20 protein-coding genes are annotated in these 24,870 nt (G+C 57.8%); 10 read left to right on the top strand and 10 right to left on the bottom strand.

From position 1 onward, the window contains the following. Positions 1 to 39 precede the first annotated feature (39 nt). Genes ACJ8PN_RS18670 through pstB form a run of 3 tightly spaced genes read left to right on the top strand, consistent with a single transcriptional unit; the run spans position 40 to position 4,698 of the window. Complete coding sequence (locus ACJ8PN_RS18670; protein ID WP_171454530.1) at positions 40 to 2,211, top strand: ABC transporter permease subunit; 2,172 nt, start codon at positions 40 to 42, stop codon at positions 2,209 to 2,211. Further along, positions 2,208 to 3,857, top strand: a complete 1,650-nt coding sequence (gene pstA / locus ACJ8PN_RS18665) for a phosphate ABC transporter permease PstA (protein ID WP_442535149.1) — start codon at positions 2,208 to 2,210, stop codon at positions 3,855 to 3,857. Before ACJ8PN_RS18670 ends, pstA begins: the two co-directional genes overlap by 4 nt. A gap of 28 nt (positions 3,858 to 3,885) precedes the next feature. Continuing rightward, positions 3,886 to 4,698, top strand: a complete 813-nt coding sequence (pstB, locus tag ACJ8PN_RS18660) for a phosphate ABC transporter ATP-binding protein PstB (RefSeq protein WP_442535148.1) — start codon at positions 3,886 to 3,888, stop codon at positions 4,696 to 4,698. 64 nt (positions 4,699 to 4,762) lie between these two features. Here the strand turns inward: pstB and ACJ8PN_RS18655 are convergent, their stop codons facing one another. Together ACJ8PN_RS18655 and ACJ8PN_RS18650 are read right to left on the bottom strand one after the other, a co-directional pair. Further along, entirely contained in the window at positions 4,763 to 5,254 is a 492-nt protein-coding gene (locus tag ACJ8PN_RS18655; RefSeq protein ID WP_351110247.1) for a TIR domain-containing protein, read from the bottom strand. Then, positions 5,251 to 6,705 (bottom strand): SIR2 family protein, encoded by a 1,455-nt coding sequence (locus ACJ8PN_RS18650; RefSeq protein ID WP_442535147.1) that lies wholly within the window; start codon positions 6,703 to 6,705, stop codon positions 5,251 to 5,253. The genes ACJ8PN_RS18655 and ACJ8PN_RS18650 overlap by 4 nt, the downstream gene beginning before the upstream one ends. A gap of 368 nt (positions 6,706 to 7,073) precedes the next feature. Here ACJ8PN_RS18650 and ACJ8PN_RS18645 point away from each other — a divergent pair, with 368 nt between their 5' ends. From ACJ8PN_RS18645 to ACJ8PN_RS18635, 3 genes are all read left to right on the top strand, one after another. Beyond that, positions 7,074 to 8,741 (top strand): ShlB/FhaC/HecB family hemolysin secretion/activation protein, encoded by a 1,668-nt coding sequence (locus tag ACJ8PN_RS18645; RefSeq protein WP_442535146.1) that lies wholly within the window; start codon positions 7,074 to 7,076, stop codon positions 8,739 to 8,741. A gap of 61 nt (positions 8,742 to 8,802) precedes the next feature. After that, positions 8,803 to 14,652: a DUF637 domain-containing protein gene (locus ACJ8PN_RS18640; RefSeq protein WP_442535145.1), complete on the top strand. Its 5,850-nt coding sequence runs from the start codon at positions 8,803 to 8,805 to the stop codon at positions 14,650 to 14,652. Between the two features lie 9 nt (positions 14,653 to 14,661). Further along, the gene (locus tag ACJ8PN_RS18635; RefSeq protein ID WP_049242884.1) at positions 14,662 to 15,027 is read left to right on the top strand and encodes a DUF596 domain-containing protein; all 366 of its coding nucleotides are present in this window, start codon (positions 14,662 to 14,664) and stop codon (positions 15,025 to 15,027) included. A 207-nt stretch (positions 15,028 to 15,234) separates the two neighbouring features. Here the strand turns inward: ACJ8PN_RS18635 and ACJ8PN_RS18630 are convergent, their stop codons facing one another. From ACJ8PN_RS18630 to purM, 4 genes are all read right to left on the bottom strand, one after another. Then, complete coding sequence (locus ACJ8PN_RS18630; RefSeq protein WP_411261527.1) at positions 15,235 to 15,450, bottom strand: hypothetical protein; 216 nt, start codon at positions 15,448 to 15,450, stop codon at positions 15,235 to 15,237. 201 nt (positions 15,451 to 15,651) lie between these two features. Beyond that, positions 15,652 to 16,203: a spermidine N1-acetyltransferase gene (gene speG / locus ACJ8PN_RS18625; protein ID WP_004941631.1), complete on the bottom strand. Its 552-nt coding sequence runs from the start codon at positions 16,201 to 16,203 to the stop codon at positions 15,652 to 15,654. Positions 16,204 to 16,316: 113 nt separating this feature from the next. Next, positions 16,317 to 16,955, bottom strand: a complete 639-nt coding sequence (purN, locus tag ACJ8PN_RS18620; protein ID WP_004941635.1) for a phosphoribosylglycinamide formyltransferase — start codon at positions 16,953 to 16,955, stop codon at positions 16,317 to 16,319. Continuing rightward, positions 16,955 to 17,992 (bottom strand): phosphoribosylformylglycinamidine cyclo-ligase, encoded by a 1,038-nt coding sequence (purM, locus tag ACJ8PN_RS18615; RefSeq protein WP_442535144.1) that lies wholly within the window; start codon positions 17,990 to 17,992, stop codon positions 16,955 to 16,957. The genes purN and purM overlap by 1 nt, the downstream gene beginning before the upstream one ends. 255 nt (positions 17,993 to 18,247) lie before the next feature. Here purM and upp point away from each other — a divergent pair, with 255 nt between their 5' ends. After that, the gene (upp, locus tag ACJ8PN_RS18610; protein WP_004941642.1) at positions 18,248 to 18,874 is read left to right on the top strand and encodes a uracil phosphoribosyltransferase; all 627 of its coding nucleotides are present in this window, start codon (positions 18,248 to 18,250) and stop codon (positions 18,872 to 18,874) included. 76 nt (positions 18,875 to 18,950) lie between these two features. Then, positions 18,951 to 20,240, top strand: coding sequence for a uracil permease (uraA, locus tag ACJ8PN_RS18605; protein WP_004941645.1), 1,290 nt, complete (start codon positions 18,951 to 18,953; stop codon positions 20,238 to 20,240). A gap of 47 nt (positions 20,241 to 20,287) precedes the next feature. Here the strand turns inward: uraA and ACJ8PN_RS18600 are convergent, their stop codons facing one another. Both ACJ8PN_RS18600 and ACJ8PN_RS18595 read right to left on the bottom strand, forming a co-directional pair. Next, positions 20,288 to 20,536 carry a GlsB/YeaQ/YmgE family stress response membrane protein gene (locus ACJ8PN_RS18600; protein WP_004941647.1) on the bottom strand — a complete coding sequence of 83 codons (249 nt, stop codon included), beginning with the start codon at positions 20,534 to 20,536 and terminating at the stop codon, positions 20,288 to 20,290. 32 nt (positions 20,537 to 20,568) lie between these two features. Further along, the gene (locus tag ACJ8PN_RS18595) at positions 20,569 to 21,084 is read right to left on the bottom strand and encodes a hypothetical protein (protein ID WP_021504397.1); all 516 of its coding nucleotides are present in this window, start codon (positions 21,082 to 21,084) and stop codon (positions 20,569 to 20,571) included. Between the two features lie 272 nt (positions 21,085 to 21,356). Between ACJ8PN_RS18595 and hda the strand changes: the two genes are divergently transcribed. Continuing rightward, positions 21,357 to 22,058 carry a DnaA inactivator Hda gene (gene hda / locus ACJ8PN_RS18590; RefSeq protein ID WP_025159568.1) on the top strand — a complete coding sequence of 234 codons (702 nt, stop codon included), beginning with the start codon at positions 21,357 to 21,359 and terminating at the stop codon, positions 22,056 to 22,058. Positions 22,059 to 22,106: 48 nt separating this feature from the next. Here hda and arsC read toward each other — a convergent pair whose 3' ends face one another. Together arsC and ACJ8PN_RS18580 are read right to left on the bottom strand one after the other, a co-directional pair. Then, complete coding sequence (gene arsC, locus ACJ8PN_RS18585) at positions 22,107 to 22,460, bottom strand: arsenate reductase (glutaredoxin) (RefSeq protein ID WP_047025632.1); 354 nt, start codon at positions 22,458 to 22,460, stop codon at positions 22,107 to 22,109. 20 nt (positions 22,461 to 22,480) lie between these two features. After that, a complete protein-coding gene (locus ACJ8PN_RS18580) occupies positions 22,481 to 23,950 on the bottom strand; it encodes a beta-barrel assembly-enhancing protease (RefSeq protein ID WP_004941664.1) in 1,470 nt (489 codons plus the stop codon). Between the two features lie 339 nt (positions 23,951 to 24,289). Between ACJ8PN_RS18580 and ACJ8PN_RS18575 the strand changes: the two genes are divergently transcribed. Next, positions 24,290 to 24,829: an RrF2 family transcriptional regulator gene (locus ACJ8PN_RS18575; RefSeq protein WP_171454523.1), complete on the top strand. Its 540-nt coding sequence runs from the start codon at positions 24,290 to 24,292 to the stop codon at positions 24,827 to 24,829. Positions 24,830 to 24,870: the final 41 nt, after the last annotated feature.

Below are 24,870 nucleotides of genomic sequence, written 5' to 3'. Positions count from 1 at the left end.
TACGGCGCAAGCCCGATTACATCAGCGACAGCGAGACACATGACACAGACGACGGCCAATCAACATCCCCGAGATCGCATGCGCGGGCGCATCGACCGCGGCGTGCAGGCGGCAGTGACCGCCAGCGGGCTGATGGTGCTGATGACGTTGATGCTGATCTTCGTTTATCTGCTGTTTGCGGTGCTGCCGTTGTTCAAACCGGCCTCGCTCGGCCAGGCGCAGCCGCTGCCGTTCACGGTATCGGCCCCGGCGCTGGCGCTGGGCATGGACGTGCAGCAGCGCGTCGGTTATCGCATCGACGCGCAGGGCGCGGGGCAATTTTATCGTCTGACGCCGGCGCCGAGCGGCCAGGCCCAGACGCCGCTGGCGCAGCAGGCGCTGTTGGCCAAACCGACGCTGCTCGCGCAGGCCGCCGGCGAGCGCGATCTGTTTGCGTTGGCGCAGGCTGACGGCCGGTTGGTGGTGGCGCGCGCGGATTTTGCCACGGCGGAAAACGGCCGGCCGCAGTGGCAGTTCCCGCTCGGGCAGCAGCCATTGGCGCTGGATCCACAGCGCAAGCCGCTGAAGCTGCTGTCGCTGGCGGATGCGCATCGCGGGCAGTATCTGCTGGCCGGGGTGACCGACGATCGGCGGCTGGTGTTCGGCCGCTTCAGCCCCGACCGGCCGCCGCAGTTTAGCGAGCGGCCGCTGGAGCACGACGGGGAGCAACTGGTGCTGACGCCGGATGGCCGCCAGCTTTATCTGCTGACCGGCAACCGGCTGGCGCGTTATCAGATCGACGGCGCACAGCTGCAGCTGCGTGAAACGCGTACCCTTGGCGAACATGCCCCGTATCAGATGACGGCGCTGCCCGGCGGCAGCGCGCTGCTGATCAAGGGCGCCGACGGCAATCTGCGCGAGTGGTTCGAGGTGGAAAAAGATCGGCGCTGGCGCCTGACGCCGGTGCAGCATTTCGACCACGGCGCCGACGGGCAGGAGCTGACGGTGGCTGAGCCTTACCGCCGGGTGTTCGCTACCCTGCGGCCCGATGGCGGCTTCTCGCTGTTCTCTGCCATTCAACCGCAGCCGCTGCTGAATACCCGTTTGGGCGCCGAGGTGCGGCAGATGGCGTTCGCGCCGCGCGGCGATGGCCTGCTGCTGGAGAGCGCGCAGGGCTGGCAGCGCTATGCGCTCGACAACCCGTATCCGGACGTCACCTGGCGTTCGTTGTGGGGCAAGGTGTGGTATGAGAACTACCCGCAGCCGGCCTATGTCTGGCAGTCCACCTCCGGTGAAGACAGTTACCAACCCAAATTCAGCCTGATGCCGGTGATCTTCGGCACCTTTAAGGCGGCGGCTTACGCGATGCTGTTCGCCATCCCGCTGGCCTTGGCCGGCGCCATCTATACCGCTTACTTTATGACGCCGGGGCTGCGGCGGGTGATCAAACCGGCTATCGAAGTGATGGGCGCGCTGCCGACGGTGGTGATCGGGCTGGTGGCCGGCATCTGGCTGGCGCCGATCATCGAGCAGTATCTGTTGGCGGTGCTGGCGTTGCCGCTGCTGCTGGCGGCGGCGGTGCTGCTGTGCGGCGCGCTGACCCATCGCTTTATGCCGCGCTGCCGGCCGGGCGTCGATCTGCTGTTGCTGCTGCCGCTGCTGGCGTTGACGGTGTGGCTGGCGCTCAACCTGGGGCCGCGGCTGGAGGTGGCGTTGTTCGGTGAGCCGCTGCATTTCTGGCTGGGGGATAATTATGACCAGCGCAATGCGCTGGTGGTAGGTGTGGCGATGGGCTTCGCGCTGGTGCCGATCATCTTCTCGCTGGCGGAGGACGCACTGTTCAGCGTGCCGGCGACCCTGAGCCAGGGTTCTTTGGCGCTGGGCGCTACCCAGTGGCAGACGGTGATCAAGGTGGTGCTGCCATCCGCCAGCGCCGGCATTTTCTCCGCGCTGATGATCGGCTTTGGCCGCGCGGTGGGGGAAACCATGATCGTGCTGATGGCCACCGGCAACACGCCGATTATCGACGGCAGCCTGTTCCAGGGGCTGCGCGCGCTGGCGGCCAACATCGCCATTGAAATGCCGGAGGCGGTCTCCGGCAGCAGCCATTACCGCGTGCTGTTCCTGACCGCGCTGGTGCTGTTTGTCTTCACCTTCGTGTTCAACACGCTGGCGGAGGCGGTGCGCCTGCGGCTGCGCAAGCGCTACACGCCGAATCAGGAGGCGCCATGAAGAACTGGGTGAAGAGCGGGTCGCCGTGGATATGGCTGACCGCCGGTTCGGTGGCCGTCAGCCTGCTGGCGCTGATCGGCATTCTGTTGCTGCTGGCCGGACAGGGGATGCGCTATTTCTGGCCGAGCCCGGTTTATCAGTTCGAACTGAATCAGAACGGCGCCGGGCCGGTGACGGTGATTGGCGAGTTGTATCAGCAGCAAAGCATTTCCCGGCGCCAGCTGGCCGAGGCGGGCGTTACGCCGCCGGGCGAGGCGCAGAGCGTCGAACGCTATCTGATTAAGGTCGGCAATCGCGAGCGCGAGGGGCAGGATTTCCGCACCTTGCTGGCCAGTGATATCCGCAGCCAAAGCACGCCGCGCAGCCTGTTGGTGCTGGAACGCGACAGCCACGGCACCGCCTACGGCTATCTGGCGGGGCTGCAGGAAGACGGGCAACCGCTGACCGGCCGCCATCTGGGGCAGGCGTTGCAGCAAAGGCTGCCGCAAATAGCCGCGCTCTCGCGCCAGGCGCACGACATTCAATTCCGCGACATGGCGCGCATCAATCAGCAGTTTGACGCGCTGCGGCTGCGGGAAAAACGCCTGCAGCGCGACGATAAGCTGGACGCCCGCGCACAGGACGCCATCAAGGCCGAGCGGCTGGAGCTGCAGCGGCAGTATCAGCTGTTGTCCGAACGTCTGGCGGGGCTGAACCGCGATCGCCAGCGCGATGCGTTGCTGCTGCGCGACATGCACGGGCAGACGTTGACCATTCCGCTCAGCCAGGTGCGCGATGCCTGGTACCCGAACGCCATGAGCACCACCGAGAAGCTGGCACACTGGGGCGAGCAGGTGAAGAAGTTCCTCACCGACAGCCCGCGCGAAGCGAATACCGAAGGCGGGGTGTTCCCGGCCATTTTCGGCACGGTGTTGATGGTGATCCTGATGTCGATCGTGGTGATGCCGTTTGGCGTAATTGCGGCGGTATATCTGCACGAGTATGCCGGCAACAATCTGCTGACGCGGGTGATCCGCATCGCGGTGGTCAACCTGGCCGGCGTGCCTTCGATCGTCTACGGCGTCTTCGGCCTCGGCTTCTTCGTTTATATGATAGGCGGCACGCTCGATCAGCTGTTCTATCCTGAATCCTTGCCCAACCCGACCTTCGGCACGCCCGGCGTGCTGTGGGCGGCGCTGACGCTGGCACTGCTGACGTTGCCGGTAGTGATCGTCGCCACCGAGGAAGGACTGTCGAGCATTCCCACCTCGCTGCGGCAGGGCTCGATGGCGCTGGGCGCCAGCCGGGCCGAGACGCTGTGGCGCATCGTGCTGCCGATGGCGGCGCCGGCGATGATGACCGGCCTGATCCTGGCGGTGGCGCGCGCCGCCGGGGAGACCGCGCCGCTGATGTTGGTGGGGGTCGTGAAATCGGTGCCGGTGCTGCCGGTAGACGAGATTTTCCCGTATCTGCACCTGGAGCGGAAGTTCATGCATTTGAGCTTCCAGATCTACGATATGGCATTCCAGAGCCCGAGCGTAGAGGCGGCGCGGCCGCTGGTGTTCGCCACCGCCTTCCTGCTGGTGACGATCGTGGTGAGTTTGAATCTGGCGGCGATGGGTATCCGCCATTCGTTGAGGGAGCGGTACCGAGCATGGTCGCAGTAACAATGACGCTATTTTTGGGGAGTGCGTAATGAGTTTGATGACGCCAGGCAGTTTGCCCCGGCTGGATGTCCAGCATCTCGACGATGAACAGACCGCGCTGGCGGTCAACGGCCTGAACCTGTTTTATGGCGACAAACAGGTGTTGCACGATATTTCGCTGCGTATCCCGAAGCATCGGGTGACGGCTTTGATCGGCCCCTCGGGCTGCGGCAAATCGACGCTGCTGCGCTGTTTCAACCGCATGAACGATCTGGTGGACAACTGCCGCATCGAGGGCGAACTGCAGCTGAACGGCGCGGCGATCTCCGGCGCGCAGATCGACGTGGCGGCGCTGCGGCGGCGGGTGGGCATGGTGTTCCAGCGGCCGAACCCGTTCCCGAAATCGATCTATGAAAACGTGGTGTACGGCCTGCGGCTGCAGGGCGTGCGCGACCGGCGTTTGCTGGATGAAGCGGTGGAGCGTTCGCTGCGCGCCGCCGCGCTGTGGCATGAGGTGAAGGACCGACTGCGCGAAAACGCGTTCCGCTTGTCCAGCGGCCAGCAGCAGCGCCTGGTGATCGCGCGCGCCATCGCCATCGAGCCGGAGGTGTTGCTGCTCGACGAGCCGACCTCGGCGCTGGATCCGATCTCCACGCTGACCATCGAAGAGCTGATTTCCGCACTCAAGCAGCGCTATAGCGTGGTGCTGGTGACGCACAACATGCAGCAGGCGGCGCGCGTATCCGACTACACCGCCTTTATTCATCAGGGGAGGCTGGTGGAATACAACGACACCGACGCGATTTTTACCTCGCCGCGCCAGCGCCGCACCGAAGACTATATTACCGGGCGGTATGGATGAGGCGTTTGGGCTATAAACAAACGAAAGGCTGCATCAACATGCAGCCTTTCGTCTATCAGGGGCATCAGTAATTTTCGCGGATGCGGATCGCTTCTTCTACCCACTCAGCCAGATTTTCTTTGATGTGGTTATAGACATTGGTGCTGGTCAGGTAAGGCGGATCATAGGCTTTGGCGATAGCGGAGAGTTTTGCGTCACCCAGTTTGATGTGATCCAACGGGTTTTTACCTTTCGTGGTTTGGTCGCCGGCGCTGTCTTTCAAATTGTGGATATACACCACCAGTACGCCCATGCCTTTTTTCCAGGCCTCGCATATTTCGAAATTAATCCATTTGCGATTAGCGGTATCTTTACCGGCGAGAATCACGGCGCAGCTGCGGTTGTCCAACTGGCCCTTGATCCAATCGGCGACGGCTTTATCGCCGCCTTTTTTTACCTCCTCCCAATCGTTATCCGTGGCCGGCCGGTTACCGTCCAGCGCGCCCATTTCGCGTACCTGAGAGGCGCGCCAGTTGTCCGGCTCATAATGGAAACTGTAAAAGCATTTTCTGGTCATCGGGGGTTATCCTTTGTAATGATATCGATTAGTGCCAACAGGCATTTTTTCTTCTCCGCCAGGCTGCCCGGTTCGTTAAGCTGATCCAGCAGATTCATGGCGGCGGGGTGGCGGTGGTAGAGGGTTTCTTTCATTTCCTCCTTGATTTTCAGGTAGATATCGGCGGATGCGCTGCCGGTGCAACCGATAGGAATACAGACGCAACCTTGTTCCGTGGCGATCTGGAATTCTTGCAATAAACCGTCGGCCAGCACGTATTCGCCCTCGGCGTTGCGTTTGTTGCCGAACAAAAAGATTGCGATGCCGCTGAGTGAAATCATGTTCTGGCGGTATTCCCGCCAAAGCTCTGGCAACGCTATGCCACCGCTGGCGAATTGGGGGAACGGACGCAGCACCAGTTGGCTTTCGCTGATTTTCCCTTGGCTGTCGTAAATGGCTTCCAGTGCGCCGTTGATCACCGCCGTGCCTACGCCCCAGCCGAAACCGTTGACGATGCGGTACTGTTTGCGGATAAGCAGGCGCGCCAGACGATGTATGAACTGGATGGACTCTTCACGGGCATAAGGATGGTAGTTGTCGGCGCTGCCGGAGATAAACACCGTGCTTTTCTTGAACTGCTTTTCGATGGCATACAGCAGGTCGGTGATTTGCTGATAGTCATCCACCAGCAGCGTTTGAATGCCGTAACGGCGCAGATCGTTGATCATCAAGCTTTGTTTACGGCTGTTGTAGTCACAAGACGCCTGATCTTCACTGCCGCTGTCGCCGAGCTGAACGCGCCGCATAATGCAGTAGTGGTTTCTTTTCCCTTCGGCATACTGTGCATAGAGGCGGCTCAACACATACTGCAGATTGGGATCTTCGAAGCTGAAACCGATAAACAGAAACGTTTTAGCGGTCAGTTCCGCCATCAGCATGTTGATAAAGGGAAGGTGTGTTCGGGAGTAAGTTTCGTATTGTTCGCGGGTGATAATCGCCTGGTTGGGGTTTCTATAGTCACCATGCATTTTATATAAAACAACATCACGTTTGTGAATATTATTGGTCAGGCTTTCCGGTGTGGTTTTAACGTCGCATACGCGATTATAACGGGCATAGGTTTTTTCAATCAGGTCGTCGTAGTTAGTGGTCCAAAGTGACGCTATCGGTAATCTGGCAATAATCCGGTGGTTTTCTGTTTCTTCCGCCTGTTCAGAGAATTCTGTAATTATTTTTTGATTTATCTTATGTCTGTTGCCTTTTTCATTGAGGTGATATTGCGCCAGGGAAATAAGATCGCTCTCTTTTTCGATATCCAGCTCCAGTTCATAAGCAATATCGCCGATAAGCTCTTTCCAGCTGACGAAACCGGCGGGGATGGACAGCCCGGCGCCGGCAAACAGCGCGGCGCTGCCAGCCTTAATATCATTAACGTAATCACGAATGAACAGTTCTATATCACGGTTAAACATGAGGCTATTCCCGATATTGTTTTTCTTTATTGGTTAATTAATAACTATGTTTTTTATGAATTAATTATGCAAATAGAACTGCCAAGATAAAATGGAGAATTGATTTTGTAAACTCTGTTTGCTTTTTTTGTTGATATTGAGCGCGTTATTTTTATATTGAATTTATTTGTTTTTATTATTCGTTTTTTTAATTTTAATATTAATTAAATGCACTCTGGATAATAAGGTGCAGTAGCTGTGGCATATGCGCATTTTTTCCGCATTGTGATTTCGATCAAACAAAAATAATTCTCATTATCATTGATTGGCGGCATAAAATGTATATACTTCGCCAAGGAGTGTAAATAAACGTAAATGGATGTATTTAAATGTGTGCATGGAAGCCGCGGATTTGGCCTGTGCTTTTGGCGTTTTGCAGCTCGGCGTGGTGCGCGGAAATCACCAGCCCTGCCGATCGCGACAGCATTAGCCAACAGCAGAAAACGTTGCTGGAACAGGCTCAGCAGCAGCGCGAGGCGCTGCAGAATAACGTTGAATTACCGGCGTTACCGCTGCCTGTGCCGGCCGCCGCAGGAGCGGTTTGCCAGCCGGTGCGGCAGATTGTTTTTGAGGGCGCCGAGCATCTTTCCTGGTCGGTGAAAGAAAGCCTGGCGCGCCCGTATCAGGGGCGCTGTCTGACGCTGGAGCACATTAACCGCCTGGTGCGCGAAACCACCAATGCTTATTTGCAGCGCGGCTATGTCACCTCACAGGCCTGGCTGCAGGAGCAGGATATTTCCCGCGGCGTGTTGACCGTCAGCGCCAGCGAAGGGCGAATCGAGTCCATCACGCAAAACGGTGAGCAGACGCCGGCGTTGAAGATGGCGTTCCCCGGTCTGGTTGGTGGCGTATTGAATCTGCGCGATATCGAGCAGGGCATGGAGCAGCTCAACCGCCTGCCGTCGCAACAGGTGACTATCGATATTCAACCTGGCGAACACCCCGGCTTTTCCAACGTGGTTTTGCTGCGTGGCGCCACGCGCGCGCCGGTTTCTCTTTCTTTCGGCGCGGATAACAGCGGCCAGAAAAGCACCGGCACCGGGCAGATGAACGCCGCCTTCACGCTGGATAATCCGCTGTGTCTCGCCGATCAATGGTCGCTTTCCGCAGCGCGCAATAACGATTTCAGCCCGCAACATCGCAGCCGCAGCCTGAACGGCAGCGTCACCTTACCCTATGGCTATTGGCTGTTCAGCTACCAGTACGCCTGGAACGATTTTTTCCAGCAGGTGCCGTTCAGCGGCGCCGCTTACCGCTATCAGGGCAATAACCAGACCCAGCGTTTGGGCGCCAACCGCACGTTGCTGCGGGATGGCAAACGTAAGCTGGCCGTCGATATCGGGCTGGCGCGGCGCACCACGGAAAATAAGCTGGCGGGGGAACGGTTGGGCGTCAGCAGCCCAACGCTCAGCATCGTCAGCCTGGGCCTAAATTACAGTGCGGTCGCGGGCGGCGGCTATATGACGCTGAACCCGACGGTAAGCCGCGGGCTGCGCATGCTGGGCGCCACCGCCGACGATCCTGAGCGCAACGGGGCGCCGCGCAGCGAGTTCCGTAAGCTTGGTCTCAGCGCCAGCTATTTCTATCCGCTCGCACCCTCCCTCTACTACCTGACCTCGGCTTACGGGCAAACCAGCGCAGACAACCTGTATGCCGGCGAGCGCATTTCCATCGGCGGGCAATACTCGGTGCGCGGCTTTAAAGAGCAGTACCTGACCGGTAATCGCGGCGCCTACTGGCGCAATGAACTCAACTGGCAATGGCAGACTTTGCCGGGACTGGGGGAACTTTCTTTGACCGGCGCGTTAGACGTCGGCTGGCTGCAGGGGCGCGCCGGGCAGATAGACGGCGGCAGTGTCGCCGGCGCGGCGCTGGGTGCCACGTTAAGCGGCCGTTGGTTCAATCAGGCGGTCACCGTCGGTAAACCGCTGACGCATCCAGACAGCCTGCAACCGGATCGTTGGGTGGCCTACTGGCAAGCCACCGTCACGTTATAACGCCAGCACACAGCAGGAACGCCCTCGGCGTTCACAACAACATCCTTTCGAAGGAATGAATATGGATAAGCTCAACCCTCCGTTGGCGCGGGGCGCCAGCTATTTGCTGATCTACCTGACGGCTTTCCAGCCGTTGCACCCGGCATTCGCTGCCGGTATCACCGCCGCCAACGGCAATACGCAGGTGGTTATCAAGCCGGGCGACGTACCGGTGGTGAATATCGCCACGCCGAACGGTGCGGGCATCTCGCACAACACCTATAAAGATTTCAACGTTGGGCCACAGGGCGCCGTGTTGAATAACGCCACGCACGGCGGCAAAACGCAGCTGGGCGTGGAGATCTACAGCGCGCAGGGCAACACCTACCTGAAGGGAAAACCGGCGGAGTTGATCATCAATGAGGTGATCGGCGGCAGTCGTTCCGAGCTGCAGGGCAAGCTCGAGGTATTCGGCAACAAGGCCAACGTGATGATCGCCAACCCGAATGGCATCACCTGCGACGGCTGCGGCTTTATCAATGCGCCGGGCGTGACGCTGACTACCGGCAAACCGCAGTTCGACAAGCAGGGCGCGCTGGAAGCGCTGGAGGTGAAAAAAGGCGGTGTCACCATCGGCGGTAAAGGGCTGGACGGCAGCGGCGCCGACTACGTCGATATCATCAGCCGCGCCACCGAGCTGAACGGCAAAATCAATGCGCAAAATCTGTCGCTGACCCAGGGCGCCAACCGCATCAGCTTCAAGGACGGCAGCATCAAGCCGATCGCCGGTGAAGGCGCAAAACCTGTGCTGGCGGTGGATACCAAGGCGCTGGGCGGCATGTACGCCAATAAAATCCGCCTGGTGGCCAATGAGGATGGAGTAGGGGTGAACCTGAAAGACCTCACCAGCAAGCAGCGGGATATTACGCTGAGCGTTAACGGCAACCTGGTGCTTAACGGCACCACGCACAGCAAGGGGGACCTCAATGTCAGCGCCAAGGGGGTGCACATTACGCCGGGCGCTATCGTGCAGGCGGACGGTAATGCTACGTTAGCGACGACGACGCTGGTGAATGACGGGCAAACCAGCACCAGCGGCGATATGCGCATCTTCGGCGACTACATCCGCAACGCCGGGGAAAATGCCAAGCTGCACGCCAATAAAAATATGTGGATCCAAAAGGATGCGCAGGGCAACAAGGCTAAATCCGTCGAGAACCGTTCGGCGAAAATCCTGACCAACAGCGACGACTTGGTGATACGCACGGAGAGTTTGAACAACGTTCGCCAGCAGTTCGCCATTTCCTCCACCAATACGCCGAAGGACAACAAGGATATCGATCGTTGGTTGGCTGATGGTGTGTACGAGGGGCAATTCGATTACCAATTTTTTGATTATTTGGCGGACTTTGAAGATAAAAATTTCACCTGGTTGGGACATGTTGATTTCAAAAAAACGCCTTGGGTCAACAGTGAGCGCGTGCGTTTTACCGTAGTGACCGACAGCCGTCCCGCAGAAATCATTTCAGGGAAGAATGCCTACATTAATGCGTCGGAGTTTTGGAACCACGTCAGCACAATAAAAGCGACTAATGACCTGATTTTAACCGGCAATAATCTGGGCGTGCGCAGTGAAATGACGGGGGACATGAACGACTATGCACTGTTCGAACCGAAGGTGCCGAATCCTAAAGTTGTTCTGGGACATAAATGGCAGGATCAGAAATCGTCGATCCCGGAATATGTCATTTATGTCAGAAAAGGTGGGCAAAAGAGCTGGTCGGCTTCTGGCTCTCCTTCCTCAGCCATGTTGGCCGGCGGCAGTTTGATCGCGGATTTTAAAAATCAGATAGAAATTAAAACTTCGACGCCGGCGGGAAATCAGCTTAGTGAAGTGGTGGCTTCGGGGCGGCCTGACTCGCTGGCAGCTCACAATATTGTGCTGCATGCGGGACGCGTCATCAGTACCGATAAAATAAACGCGCGTAACGACCTGACTGTGGTTGCCGACGATGTGTTTTACACCGACGGTGCTGAGCTGACTGCCGGCAAGAGTCTGAACGTTGCAGCAGTGAATGAGCTGGATGCCCGTCAAAGCTATCTGAAGGGACATCATGTCACTTTGACCAGCCGCAACGGCAACGTCAAAGTGCACACTGTACCTAGCCCGCGCTATTTCGGCGTCGATGGAGCCCGCTGGCTGAGCCAATTGAATGCAGCCGGGGACTTAACCTTAAATGCCGGGCAAGGCATTTATCTACGTAATACGCACTTCGCGCCGCAAAGCCAAAATATTGCCATGACGGCGAACGGCACTGTTTCGATTGTCAGAAATGACGAGGCGTTGAATAACGATCGTTTAGCGCAGAATTTATCTCCTGAACAACGACAAACGCAGTTCAACCAACTGCTGAATGCCGGACAGTTGAACGCCAGTGGTTCAGTGCTGCTCAACAGCGGCGGTTATCTGGCGCTGCGCGGGACACACATTAAAGCAGGCAAAGATGTCACGCTGTTGGCCGGCCATAATGCCGATCTGAACTATCGCGAATTGGGGGGACAATTTAGTCGCCTGTTTCCCTCTTCTCGCACGCCTGAACTGGGCAGCCGGGTACACGCCGGCGGCAATTTGCTGATTAACTCGGCCCGCGACATCGGCACCCAGGGCGGCGCGCTCTCCGCCAACGGCAACATCACGCTGTTGGCCGGACAGAATCTATGGTTGTCTAACGTCGCCTATTCCGCTATCGATGCCGCTAACGACAACAACAAAGACGAGCGCCATGTGGTCACCGCCCTCAGCGCCGGTAAAAACCTGACCGCATCGGCGAACAACCAACTGCTGACTTACGGCGCCAGGCTGACTTCCGGCGCCAACATGACGCTGACCTCCGGCGGAGATATACGCTTCGAGGCGGTGCAAAACCACACGTATCGCGAGGGCGGCAACGAGTTCACCGAAACCCGTGCCCAGCAAGGGACCGAGCTGAATGTCGGCGGCCTGATGACGGTGATTTCCGGCGGCAGCATTTTGTTCCAGGCGACCAAGCTGGTGGTTAAAGGATTAGGGGCGAACTGGAAATCACCGGTGGCGATGACGGATTGGGGGAGTCGTATTGCGGCGGCGGAGCAGGCGGTGAATGAAGCGCAGCAACGTATCAACGATGCGGACAGCCGCAAAAACCAGGCTCAAGGCCAACTTGCTGTACTGCAAAATGCTTACAACGCGGCTGTAGCCGAAAGAGCTGAAGCCCAACGGCGATGGGATAACCCACCCAAGTTCCCATGTTGCGGATATACCGACGAACAGCACAATATTGAGTCGGAGATAGCGGCAAGACTGGTGAATGCAAAGCACGCAGTGCAACAGGCCAAGATTGCACTGGACTCGGCCAACAACACTATTAACCAGGCTGGCTCGCAGACAGTGCAGGCAACGCGCGAACGGGATGAGTCGCAGCAACGTCTCGTCGCCCTGCGCCAGGAAGCCCAAAGCAAAGGCATTGACGAGGCCAAACAAAAAGCCCAGGTCGACGCCCACAATCAGGCTGAAGCCATGCGCGCCGGGAATATGGATATCGCCGCCAAGGGCGGCTATCTCTACGCCCAGGCGATGGAAGAGTCCAGCCATTACGAAAAAAAGGAAACCAAGCGCAAATGGTGGGGCAAGAAAACCGAGGTTAAGCAGACCCGCCACGACGTGATCAACAAGGTCACCGAGTTTACCGCCGCTGGCAATATCACGCTGATGAGCCGCGACGACAGTACCTATGAAGCCAGCAAAATCGCCGCCGGGCAAAACGCGCGTCTAACCAGCACGCATGGTCAGGTTAACTTCCGCGCGGTGAAAAACACCTCTTTCGAACAGACCGTCAGCAATTCGAAAGGCTTCTTTATCAAGCAGGCCAATAAAGGCTACGAAGACAATAAGTGGGTGTTGCCGAGCATTCATACCGGTGGTGCCCTGACCGTAGAGGCCGCCAAGGGCGTCAACGCCGACGTGAAGGTGAAAAACGCCCAGGCGCTGCAAAGCGCCATCGACGCGCTGGGCAATACGCCGGGTACCACCTGGGTCAAAGATCTGAACAAGCGCAACGACGTGCAGTGGAGCAAGGTCAAAGACGCCTACGACAGCTGGGATTACAAGAGCCAGCACCTGAACCCGGCGGTGGCGGCGGTGATCGCCATCGCGGCCGCGGCGGTGACCGCTGGCAGTTCACTGGCGGCTACGGCAGCCTCCAGCGTTTCCGGCGCCGTGGGCGGTGGGGCGGTAACCAGCGGCGCGGTCACCGCCGGGATGTCTTCGCTGGCCTCCCAGGCGGCGGTGGCGCTGGTGGAGAACCAGGGCAACCTGTCGAAAACCCTGCAGGCGCTGGGCAGCAATGAAAACGTCAAGGCGACCGCTACGGCGATGGCGATCGGCGGCGCGCTCAACGGCTTCGACAGCGCGATGGGCTGGAGCAAGGACGCGGCGGGCAAACCGCTCAATCCAAACAACGTCAAACTGCCGCAGCTGAGCAACGGCGACTGGAGCAAGGTGGCGCAGCGGGTGGCCGGGCAATCGGTCATCAGCTCCAGCCTGAATACCGCCATCAATGGCGGCAGCTTCAAGGACAACCTGACCAATGCGCTGCTGGCGAACATCGGTAGCCAGGTTCAGGCCGAGGGCGCCAATCTGATTGGGGATAACGGCGAAGTCCTGGGCGCGGCCGGGAAGTCAGTCAGTCATGCGGTTGTGGCGGGCATCGCCGCGGAAATCGGGCGCGGCGACGGTAAAGGGGCTGCTGTCGGGGCGCTGGCGGCGGAGCTGGCCGGCGTCGTTATGCAGAGCACGTTGTTCGAACCGGCCAATCTCAACGAAAAAGAACGCCAGCTCTACCGTCTGCAGGAGGCGCTAAACGGCAATGAAGTAAAAGAGCAAACGGCACGAGTGATCGGGGCTTTGACCGGGGCGTTGACAACGCATACACCGGAAGGCGCCTACAGCGCTGCGGACAGTGCACAGTCGGTTTATCGCTACAACATGACCGAACATATGTTGATGCAGTATGCGCTTGATAATCAGAAAGACATTTTGGCCGCTGGTAAAGGCGATGTTGCTGCGGCAAAACGTGTTGTGGCTCGCCGAGAAGCTGCCGCAATAGTGGCGACAGTAGGTGGTGGCGGTCTGGTACTTACTGCGGGGGGGATGACGCTGGTGGGAGCTGCGCCAGAATTGGTTCTGGCGGCACGATTGGCGATTGCCGGTTGCAAAACCAACCCCGCGCTTTGTCTGAACCAGGCCGGTATTTATGCGGCAGACATTGTGGCACCAGAGGCGATTATTGGTACTGGCGCCGTAACCACCGGCAGCACATTGATTCTGGGGAAAACCGAAGACAGTGTGAGGAAGTTGAGCCGACAGCTGGTGAACGCTTCCGATGAACTATACAAAACAAAAACGTTCAACACTCAGCCGGTTGCCGATTTTATCAAAGGAGAAACGGCAGCCGGGATGAATTTGTCGACTAAAACGGCAGATTATCTACGGGAAATACAGAGGGTTAACACTAACCAGTTGGTTAAACTTTTCGACAAAACGCAGCCAGATGGTAATGTAACTGTTTTTGGTAAGTCCATAGCTCAAGTTTTAGGCGATGGGGGGAGTAATAGAAAAGGAACAACAAAAGTTTTTGCTTCTGAATCACTTAGCGATAAGGATATCTATGATTATGCGCAATCACTTGCTGGAGGCCTCCCTCTTAACGAGGTGAGAAACGCGAAAGGCATTGTGTACTATGCAAAGTTTGAAGGAAAAATAATAAACCTGAGAAACTATTCTACAAGTGCACAAGAGTCGAAAGCTCGGTGGACGATTGATATTATTGGGAATAAAGATATAAACAAAGTATCGAATCTCTCCGATAACAAGTTTGAAATCAAGTTTAGATAGGTGATCTATATGCTTACAATAGAGCAATATGAAAATAGGAAAGAAGCTCTTGTGGGAGCATCGATGGTGACTATTTGGGAAAATATTCATCCGGATAGCCTATCAGGTAAGATCTGCCTTTCTTTTTATGAGGAAAAAGAGTTATTCCTCTGGTTTATCGAGCACTTGATGAATGAGGGGATAGTAAAACTTGGCAACGGGGGTGAGTTCTTGAAGGGAACAGTGAAAGAGCAGGTCGATAAATTTAGAGCCAGTTTTCCTAATACTCCTGAAGAGATGGAGTATGGCGCTTTTAATGGATATTGGTTTTTATCTGATGCATGCCCCGCTGGCCTTGTCTGGATTCACGAAAACGGCTATCAAGATTGGACTTAGATGCTGTTGTTATAAATAGTGCGTAATATTATTGTTTGACTACTAAAAGCCCGCTGTTGCGGGTTTTTAGTTTTTTAAACTTGTATCTACTCCATCTCAGTTGTTATAAGTGATTCTGTTATAGTGCAGATGCGTTACAAAGTGCTCTTTTTGATAATATGTCTCCCGCATAACTTGTTCTGCAATATCTACGATGAAATTGGGTTTTTATCGTCCCCGCCCCGTAACCCGCAGCACCAGCCCCACCAACAGCAACGCAGCGCCCGAGGCATAGAGCGGGAACCAGCGCGTCCACCAGAGCGGGGAAAATAGCGGGGTACTATTGGGATCTGCAGGCGCGTAGCCGCTATAGGTATTCAGGCCGGCGGCGATGGCGATCATCGCCAGGCCGATAAAAAGCAGCAGGTTTGAGACGGTCGTCATGGCATTTTTCCTTTGTAGAGGCAGAGGGGAATTCTTATTATTACTGTTAATTATTTTGCGATTAATTATCTCGGGAAATATTATTTATTTCCGCATTCATCAGGCTATTTCCTGACGATAAAATAGCATCCATTAATACTAGTCGCTTATTTGCCAATAAAAAACCCGCCTGGGCGGGTTTTCTCTTTTTCTCGCTAAGCGTCACTTCACCAGCGGCTTATCATTGGGCGTTTTGAACTTCGCCAGATATTGCGGCTGGAAAATGCACATACGCAGCACCGTGCGGTATTCGCCGTTGACGAAGAACTCGTCGATCAGCTCGCCTTCCACGTTGAAGCCCAGCTTGCTGTAGATGTGGATCGCCTTCGGGTTCTCCTTGTCGACGATCAGGTACAGCTTGTACAGGTTCAGCACCGAGAAGCCGTAGTCCATCGCCAGCCGGGCGGCGGTGCTGGCATAGCCTTTGCCCTGGTGGGCAGGATCGATGATGATCTGGAATTCTGCGCGGCGGTGGATGTGATCGATCTCCACCAGCTCCACCAGGCCGACCTTGGCGCCTTCGTGCTCGATGATAAAGCGGCGCTCGCTCTGATCGTGGATGTGTTTGTCGTAGAGATCGGAAAGTTCGACAAAGGCTTCATAGGGTTCTTCAAACCAATAGCGCATAACGCTGGCATTGTTGTCCATCTGGTGGACGAACGACAGATCGTCCCGTTCCAATGGGCGTAATCTGACGCTGGCAGTGCTGGACATGTGGGCTCCTCTGTGCCGTGAAATTGTGCAAAGTATAACTTCACAGAATGGATGAAGGCGAAAAAAAACGGCGCCGCGTGGGCGCCGTTTAGGCAAGGTTCAGGCTGCGCGCATCAGTCGGCGGCGTGACCCTGCTCCGGCAGGCGTTCGCCGTCCAGCCAGGCGGCGCCGTCGCGCATCGCCAGGCGGCCGTCGACGAACCAGCTCACCACCAGCGGATAGATCGTGTGTTCCTGGGTTTGCACCCGTTCAACCACGTCATCCTCTTCGTCGTCAGCGAAAATCGGCACCTTGGCCTGCAAAATCACCGGGCCGCCGTCGAGCTGTTCGGTCACGAAGTGCACCGAGGTGCCGTGTTCGCTGTCACCGTTGTCGATGGCCTGACGATGCGTATGCAGCCCCGGGTATTTCGGCAGCAGGGAAGGGTGGATGTTCAGCATGCGGCCGGCATAACGCTGCACGAACTGCGGGCTGAGGATGCGCATGTAGCCGGCCAGCACCACCAGATCGGGCTGGTACTGGTCGATGGCGTCCGCCAGCGCGGCGTCGAACGCCGTGCGATCGGCGTAAGCCTTGGCATCCAGCGCCTGGGCGGCGATGCCCGCCGCTTCGGCGCGTTGCAGGCCGTAAGCCTGCGCCTTGTTGCTGAATACCGCCACGATTTCGGCGGCGATGCGGCCCTGCTGGCAGGCGTCAATCAGCGCCTGGAGATTGCTCCCCTGGCCGGAGACCAACACCACGATCTTTTTCATCAGTTGATGACCACTTGTTGTTCGTCGGAAGAGGCGGTCAGTTTACCGATTTTCCACGCTTTTTCACCTGTCGCGGTCAGCAGCGCGATGGCCGCTTCCACTTCGGCTTCCGGCAGGGCGATGACCATGCCTACGCCGCAGTTGAAGGTGCGGTACATTTCATGACGGCTGACGTTGCCGGCCTGCTGCAGCCAGGTGAACACCGCCGGCCACTGCCAGCTGGCTTCGTCGATCACCGCCTGCATGCCTTCCGGCAGCACGCGCGGAATGTTTTCCCAGAAGCCACCGCCGGTGAGGTGAGCGATGGCGTGGACGTCAACCTTCTCGATCAGCTCCAGCACGGACTTCACGTAAATTTTGGTCGGCGCCAGCAGGTGGTCGGCCAGCGGTTTGCCTTCCAGCTGGGTGGCGGTCGGATCGGTGTTGCTTACTTCCAGGATCTTGCGCACCAGCGAGTAACCGTTGGAGTGCGGGCCGGAAGCGCCCAGGGCGATCAGCGCATCGCCGGACTGCACTTTGCTGCCGTCGATGATCTCGGATTTTTCGACTACGCCGACGCAGAAACCGGCCACGTCGTAATCTTCGCCGTGGTACATGCCCGGCATTTCAGCGGTTTCGCCGCCCACCAGCGCACAGCCGGACTGCTTGCAGCCTTCGGCGATGCCGGTGATCACGCTGGCCGCGGTGTCCACATCCAGCTTGCCGGTGGCGTAGTAGTCGAGGAAGAACAGCGGCTCGGCGCCCTGAACCACCAGATCGTTGACGCACATCGCCACCAGATCGATGCCGATGGTGTCGTGGCGTTTCAGATCCATCGCCAGACGCAGCTTGGTGCCCACGCCGTCGGTACCGGAAACCAGCACCGGCTCGCGGTATTTCTGCGGCAACGCACACAGGGCGCCAAACCCGCCCAGACCGCCCATCACTTCCGGGCGACGGGTCTGTTTAACTACACCTTTGATGCGATCTACCAATGCGTTGCCTGCATCGATATCGACACCTGCGTCTTTATAGCTGAGAGAGGTTTTGTCGGTCACTGCGCGATTCCCCACGACGGTTTGCGGTTTGAAAACTGTGCTTCCGATGTTGATTCCGGAATAAGGCGCGGCAATTCTAACAGCGCAGGCAAACGTTTGCGAGCGGCTTGTGAACCGGCTCCGCTTTTTCGTCATCTATACTGATATTCAAACTTTTGTTGATCCCGATCGGGCTATTGTGGGTGGCGCGGCGAAAAAAAGGAGGTATAATCCCGCGATTTTTTTGGCCGCAACCACCTTAATAGGAGAAAAATGATGAAGATCGTTGAGGTGAAACACCCGCTGGTAAAACACAAGCTTGGCCTGATGCGCGAAAATGACATCAGCACCAAACGCTTCCGTGAGCTGGCCTCAGAAGTGGGTAGTTTACTGACCTATGAAGCGACCGCCGATCTGGAGACGGAAAAAGTCACCATCGAAGGCTGGTGCGGGCCAGTTGAAGTGGATCAGATCAAAGGGAAAAAGATTACCGTAGTGCCAATCCTGCGCGCCGGTCTGGGCATGATGGAAGGGGTGCTGGAGCACGTGCCGAGCGCGCGCATCAGCGTGGTGGGCGTATACCGCGACGAAGAAACCCTGGAGCCGGTGCCGTATTTCCAGAAGCTGGTTTCCAACATCGAAGAGCGCATGGCGCTGGTCGTCGACCCGATGCTGGCCACCGGCGGTTCGATGATCGCCACTATCGATCTGCTGAAGAAAGCCGGCTGCCACAGCATCAAGGTGCTGGTTCTGGTGGCGGCGCCGGAAGGCATCGCCGCGCTGGAGAAAGCGCACCCGGACGTTGAACTGTACACCGCCTCCATCGATCAGTGTCTGAACGACAAGGGCTACATCGTGCCTGGCCTGGGCGATGCGGGCGACAAGATATTTGGTACCAAGTAAACATTTGAGCCGACTTAACGAGTCGGCTTTTTTTTGACTAAAACCTATAAAACCAATAAACCGAGGAAAAACACACATGACCCGTCGCGCCATCGGCGTCAGCGAGCGCCCGCCGCTGCTCCAGACCATTCCGCTCAGCTTCCAGCACTTGTTCGCCATGTTTGGCGCCACCGTGCTGGTGCCTATCCTGTTCAAGATCAACCCGGCGACCGTGCTGCTGTTCAACGGCATCGGCACGCTGCTGTATCTGTTCATCTGTAAAGGCAAGATCCCGGCTTACCTCGGTTCCAGCTTCGCGTTTATCTCGCCGGTGCTGCTGCTGTTGCCGCTCGGTTATGAAGTGGCGTTAGGCGGTTTCATCATGTGCGGCGTGCTGTTCTGCCTGGTGGCGCTGATCGTGAAAAAGGCCGGCACCGGCTGGCTGGACGTGATGTTCCCGCCGGCGGCGATGGGGGCGATCGTCGCCGTCATTGGCCTGGAGTTGGCGGGCGTGGCGGCCAACATGGCGGGGCTGCTGCCGGCTGAAGGCGCCAGCGCCGACTCGACCACCATCACCATTTCACTGGTGACGCTGGCGGTCACGGTGCTCGGCTCGGTGCTGTTCCGCGGCTTCCTGGCGATTATCCCGATCCTGATCGGCGTGCTGGTGGGTTATGCGCTGTCGTTCTTCATGGGCGTGGTGGATTTGACTCCGATCCGCGAGGCGCACTGGTTCGCGCTGCCGACCTTTTACACCCCGCGCTTTGAGTGGTTCGCCATCTTCACCATTCTGCCGGCGGCGCTGGTGGTGATCGCCGAGCACGTCGGCCACCTGGTGGTGACCGCCAACATCGTGAAAAAAGACCTGATCCGCGATCCGGGCCTGCACCGCTCGATGTTCGCCAACGGTATCTCGACGGTATTCTCCGGCTTCTTCGGCTCCACGCCGAACACCACCTACGGCGAGAACATCGGCGTGATGGCCATCACCAAGGTCTACAGCACCTGGGTGATCGGCGGCGCGGCGGTGCTGGCGATCCTGTTGTCCTGCATCGGCAAGCTGGCGGCGGCGATCCAGGCGGTGCCGGTGCCGGTGATGGGCGGCGTTTCCCTGCTGCTGTACGGCGTGATCGGCGCCTCGGGCATTCGCGTGCTGATCGAATCCAAAGTGGATTACAACAAAGCGCAAAACCTGATTTTAACCTCGGTGATCCTGATTATCGGCGTGAGCGGCGCCAAGGTGCATATTGGCGCGGCGGAGCTGAAAGGCATGGCGCTGGCGACCATCGTCGGCATTGGCTTGAGCCTGCTGTTCAAGGTCATCAGCCTGTTCCGCAAGGAAGAAGAGGTGCTCGACGCGCCGGACGAACCGGCAGAGCAGAAGTAATGAAAAGGGCAGCCCAGGGGCTGCCCTTTTGACTGATGGCATTCGCCTCAGCTGCGAATTTTGCGGTACACGAACAGCACCACGATGGCGCCGATAACCGCCACCACGAAGCTGCCGAAGTTGAAGCCGTCAACCTTGCCGTAGCCGAAGAAGGTGCTGATATAGCCGCCGACCACGGCGCCGACGATCCCCAGCACAACGGTCAGAATAAAGCCGCCGCCGTCTTTGCCGGGCATGATCCACTTAGCCAAAATACCGGCGATCAGGCCGAAGATAATCCAGGAAATAATCCCCATTTACTGCTCCTTACTTTATTGCTGAGTATGGCTTATTGCTGGGCGGCCGGTTGCGTATTGCCGTTCACCGCCGCATCGGTTTCTTGTTTCAACTCTTGCGCTTTGTTTTCGGCGCTGTTCTTGATGGCTTCGGTCTTGGCCTTGGCCTGCTCGGTCAGATCGTTGGCGCCGTTGATGGCGTCGTTCTTGATGGCCTTGGCCTGATCCACCAACTGCTGGCTCTGCTTGCCGGCGTCATCTTTGATCGCGGCGGCCTTGGCCTTGGCGTCGTTGGTGATGGCGTCCGCCTGCTTGGCGGCTTCATCTTTAATCGCCGAAGCTTTGTCCTTCAGCTGGTCAGCCTGCGTGGCGGCCTCTTTTTTGATTTCATCCGCCGTCGCTTTCGCCTTGTCCGTCAGATCGTCCGCTTTTTTCTGAGCGGCGTCTTTCATCTGCTCGGCGCTGTCTTTGGCTTTATCCAGGTTGGCGTCAACCTTGGACGAGTCATCACAGCCGGCAACCAACAACCCGATAAAGGAGGCCAACAGCACTTTATTCCATACTTTCATCGTCTATATCCTTGCAGAAACCTTGTTGATGGTGATTGCGTTTAGCCTACCTATACTAGGCCAGATTTGGCTTAAATGACAAATTTAACCTGCGCAGGCATGGGGTTAGGGAATGATATCGGATAATTCTTGCCTTGGCGGGAGCCGCAGCCAATCAAGCGGCGCTTAGGCATTGTTCACTATTGCGGCATAAGATCCTGCCGGTTCAACAGCGCCCGTTTTCTGTGTTAAACTGCCCACGTTTTTCTGCCAGTTTTGGTTGAGGTGCTTCTCTGAATACGCCGGCACAGCTTTCACTGCCACTTTATCTTCCCGATGATGAAACTTTCGCCAGTTTTTATCCGGGCGAGAACCCATCCCTATTAGCCGCGATCCAATCCGCCGTCCGTCAGGAACATGGCAGCTATATCTATTTCTGGTCGCGTGAAGGCGGCGGGCGCAGCCATTTGCTGCATGCGGCCTGCGCCGAGCTTTCGCAGAAGGGGGAAGCGGTGGGCTATGTGCCGCTCGACAAGCGCGCTTACTTCGTGCCTGAAGTATTGGACGGCATGGAACAGCTGGCGCTGGTCTGCATCGACAATATCGAATGCATCGCCGGCGACGAAGAGTGGGAGATGGCGATCTTCAACCTTTACAATCGCATCCTGGAAACCGGCCGCACCCGTTTGTTCATCACCGGGGATCGCCCGCCGCGTCAGCTGAACCTGCGTTTACCGGATCTGGCTTCGCGTCTGGACTGGGGGCAGATCTACAAGCTGCAGCCGCTGTCGGACGAAGAGAAGCTGCTGGCGCTGCAGCTGCGCGGCAAACTGCGCGGCTTCGAGCTGCCGGAAGACGTGGGCCGCTTCCTGCTGAAGCGGCTGGATCGCGAGATGCGCACGCTGTTTATGACCCTCGATCAGCTCGATCGCGCCTCGATCACTGCCCAACGCAAGCTCACCATTCCGTTCGTTAAAGAGATCCTGGGGCTGTAGCCGCTACCGTAAAAGAAAGGGCGCAATAGTCCGCGCCCGAATTCGAATTTACAAAATCTCCAGCACCTGCTCCGGTGGCCGGCCGATGCGCGCCTTGCTGCCTTTCACCACGATCGGGCGTTCGATCAGTTTCGGGTTCGCCGTCATCGCTGCCAGCAGTTGCTCTTCGCTCAGGCTGTCGTCCGCCAGCTTCAATTCCTTGTACAGATCTTCTTTTTTGCGCATCAGATCGCGCGCCGAAGTGAAGCCCAGTTCTTTCAACAGCTTTTTCAGCTCATCGACCGTAGGGGGCGTTTCGAGGTACAGCACCACCTTGGGATCGACACCGTGCTGCTCCAGCAGCGCCAGGGTTTCACGGCTCTTGGAGCAGCGCGGGTTATGGTAAATCGTGACGTTTTTCATGGCGTTCATTCCTTGTTGAATCAGCTGCGCTGGTATTGGCGGAAGCGCTGTTGCAGTTGGCGCAGCTGGTCGATGCGCGCATCGTAGCGCGCCTGTTTCAGGCTGCCGAGTTTCTGCAGCGAGCTGGCATTGCTGAGCAGGCCGATGGCCTGATCGAGTCGGCCGGTCAGCGCCAGACTTTCGGCGCGGGCCGACAGCTCTTCATCGCGCAGCCCCTGAGCGGCGCTGGCCTGTGCCAGCAGATCCCAGCCGTTCGGATCGTCCGGATGGGCAAAGGTGTAGCGGTTCAGGATCTTCGACGCCTGCGCCGGCTGGTTGCCTTCGACATAGGCGTTGGCCAGATTGAGCTGCAGCACCGGGTTGTTGTTCTGGGCGGCGTTGGCTGCCTGCAGGCGTGCGATGGCCTGCGGCGCGCGTTTCTGACCGAGATCGATGTCGGTCATCAGGTCGATCAGCCAGACGTTTTTCGCATCCTGCGCCAGCATCGGCTGAATGATGTTGCGCGCGTCGTCGTATTTTTTCGCTTCATAGAACAGAATGGCGCGGCCGTATTTGGCGGCCGCCTGTTCGCGCACGTTGCCCTTGCTGAGCGAGCCGAGCAACTCTTCGTTCAGGCCGTAGCCTTCCGAGCTGTACATGCCCAGGGCACGCACCTTGGCCATCAGGTAGTCCTGCGAAGACTGCACGATGTGTTTCGGCATCTGGTTGGCGCGGTTGCGCGCGTCGGAGAGGCGGCTGTCCGGCAACGGGTGCGTCAGCAGCATTTCCGGCGGCTTGGAGGCGTAGCGCGACTGATCCGAGAGTTTCTGCAGGAAGTCGGGCATGGCTTCCGGATCGAAACCGGCGCGCTGCAGCACCTGAATGCCGATGCGGTCGGCTTCCTGTTCGTTCGATTGGGTAAAGCTGATCATGCCTTGCTGGGTGCCGGCCATGGTGCCGCTCAGCGCCGCCATGCCCATGGTCGGGTTGGCCATCGCCAGCAGAATGGAACCGAGTGCGCCCACCCAGGTCAGCGGGGCGTTGCGCTGCTGATCTTCCATGGCGCGCGCCAAGTGGCGCTGGGTAACGTGCGAGATTTCGTGCGCCAGCACCGAAGCCAGCTGGCTTTCGTTGTCGCTGACGCGAAACAGCGCGGAGTGCAGCACCACGTTGCCGCCGAAGAAGGCGAAGGCGTTGATCTCATCGTTGCGCACCAGATAGAAATGGAACGGCGTGCGCACCGAATAGGCGCTGGCCACCAGCCGGTTGCCCAGCTGATTGATGTACTGGCTCAGCAGCGGATCGTTGATCAGAGGGGCGCTGGCGCGCAGTTGGCGCACATAGAAATCGCCCATCGCCAGCTCTTGTCCAATGCTCAGGGTGCCGCCGGCGGAGGTGCCCATATCCGGCAACTGGTCCTGGCTTTCCGCCTGTGCTGGTGCCAGGGCGGTGGCGTTCAGCGTGCTGAGCAGCAGCACCGCTAACGCGGTTTTGGTCAACCGGTTGGTCATAGTCAGGCGTTTCCCTTAAATAATCATTTCTAAGACGTCAGCAGCAGACAAGAGTTCTTTATTCCCGCGGCGCAATCCGCGCGAAAGTGCGGCGGTTCACAAACCGCGGCGGCGGCACCCATCACATCATAGTCAGCCGCAGGCGACAAGGAAACGTTAGCCGAGCGCGAATCGAGCAAAAAAGTTTTATTTTTCATTTTGAAGGGCGCTTTTTCGTCGCTGGCGACATGCATTTTGAATTAAACGAGGACGAAGTTGGTCCGCGTTTTATTGACAAGATAAACGCAGACTCATATAGTCTGCGTTATTGAAGATTCACTGACGGTCGAAAACGGACATATGGCGTACATCACAACCAGCGTTGAATATGGCATTCACTGCCTGCTGTGGCTGGTCGGCGATCACCAGCGCGCGCTCAGCAGCCGCGAACTCGCCGAGCTGCAAGGCATCTCCCCCAGCTTTCTGGCCAAGATTTTTCCCAAGCTGGAAAAGGCGGGGATCGTCGCCGCCAGCGAAGGGGTGCGCGGCGGTTACCGGCTGGCCCGTCCGGCGGACGAGATCAGTTTTCTGGAAATTATCGACGCTATCGAGGGGCACAAGCCGCTGTTCGATTGCCAGGAGGTGCGCGGGCGCTGTGCGGTGTTCGATGATTCCCCGCCGGATTGGGCGGTCTCCGGCAAATGCGCTATCCATGCGGTGATGCTGCAGGCGGAGAAGGCGATGCGCGATGCGCTGGCGGCGCAGACCCTCGGCGCCGTCGCAGCCCGCTTTGGCCGCAAAGCGCCGCAAGGCTTCTTCGGTGAGGTCAACCTCTGGCTCGACGAACGCATGACGGAACGCACCGCGCGCAGCGGCAAAACGGCGCGCGCCAAAACCTAATCGCCGCCTTTCCTTAAAAAAGCGAAGCACACTTTTTCCCG

It is taken from the genome of Serratia sp. CY76391 (assembly GCF_052166695.1).
GTDB classification, from domain to species: Bacteria; Pseudomonadota; Gammaproteobacteria; order Enterobacterales; family Enterobacteriaceae; genus Serratia; species Serratia nematodiphila.
The sequence above is the reverse complement of the archived record's forward strand: the minus strand, read 5'-3'. Positions and strand labels throughout refer to the sequence as shown.

Bases quoted from the DNA above. Each gene is read 5' to 3' on its own strand.
- ACJ8PN_RS18670 (WP_171454530.1), top strand. From the start codon at position 40: ATGACACAGACGACGGCCAATCAACATCCCCGAGATCGCATGCGCGGG.
- pstA (WP_442535149.1), top strand. From the start codon at position 2,208: ATGAAGAACTGGGTGAAGAGCGGGTCGCCGTGGATATGGCTGACCGCC.
- pstB (WP_442535148.1), top strand. From the start codon at position 3,886: ATGAGTTTGATGACGCCAGGCAGTTTGCCCCGGCTGGATGTCCAGCAT.
- ACJ8PN_RS18655 (WP_351110247.1), bottom strand. From the start codon at position 5,254: ATGACCAGAAAATGCTTTTACAGTTTCCATTATGAGCCGGACAACTGG.
- ACJ8PN_RS18650 (WP_442535147.1), bottom strand. From the start codon at position 6,705: ATGTTTAACCGTGATATAGAACTGTTCATTCGTGATTACGTTAATGAT.
- ACJ8PN_RS18645 (WP_442535146.1), top strand. From the start codon at position 7,074: ATGTGTGCATGGAAGCCGCGGATTTGGCCTGTGCTTTTGGCGTTTTGC.
- ACJ8PN_RS18640 (WP_442535145.1), top strand. From the start codon at position 8,803: ATGGATAAGCTCAACCCTCCGTTGGCGCGGGGCGCCAGCTATTTGCTG.
- ACJ8PN_RS18635 (WP_049242884.1), top strand. From the start codon at position 14,662: ATGCTTACAATAGAGCAATATGAAAATAGGAAAGAAGCTCTTGTGGGA.
- ACJ8PN_RS18630 (WP_411261527.1), bottom strand. From the start codon at position 15,450: ATGACGACCGTCTCAAACCTGCTGCTTTTTATCGGCCTGGCGATGATC.
- speG (WP_004941631.1), bottom strand. From the start codon at position 16,203: ATGTCCAGCACTGCCAGCGTCAGATTACGCCCATTGGAACGGGACGAT.
- purN (WP_004941635.1), bottom strand. From the start codon at position 16,955: ATGAAAAAGATCGTGGTGTTGGTCTCCGGCCAGGGGAGCAATCTCCAG.
- upp (WP_004941642.1), top strand. From the start codon at position 18,248: ATGAAGATCGTTGAGGTGAAACACCCGCTGGTAAAACACAAGCTTGGC.
- uraA (WP_004941645.1), top strand. From the start codon at position 18,951: ATGACCCGTCGCGCCATCGGCGTCAGCGAGCGCCCGCCGCTGCTCCAG.
- ACJ8PN_RS18600 (WP_004941647.1), bottom strand. From the start codon at position 20,536: ATGGGGATTATTTCCTGGATTATCTTCGGCCTGATCGCCGGTATTTTG.
- ACJ8PN_RS18595 (WP_021504397.1), bottom strand. From the start codon at position 21,084: ATGAAAGTATGGAATAAAGTGCTGTTGGCCTCCTTTATCGGGTTGTTG.
- arsC (WP_047025632.1), bottom strand. From the start codon at position 22,460: ATGAAAAACGTCACGATTTACCATAACCCGCGCTGCTCCAAGAGCCGT.
- ACJ8PN_RS18580 (WP_004941664.1), bottom strand. From the start codon at position 23,950: ATGACCAACCGGTTGACCAAAACCGCGTTAGCGGTGCTGCTGCTCAGC.
- ACJ8PN_RS18575 (WP_171454523.1), top strand. From the start codon at position 24,290: ATGGCGTACATCACAACCAGCGTTGAATATGGCATTCACTGCCTGCTG.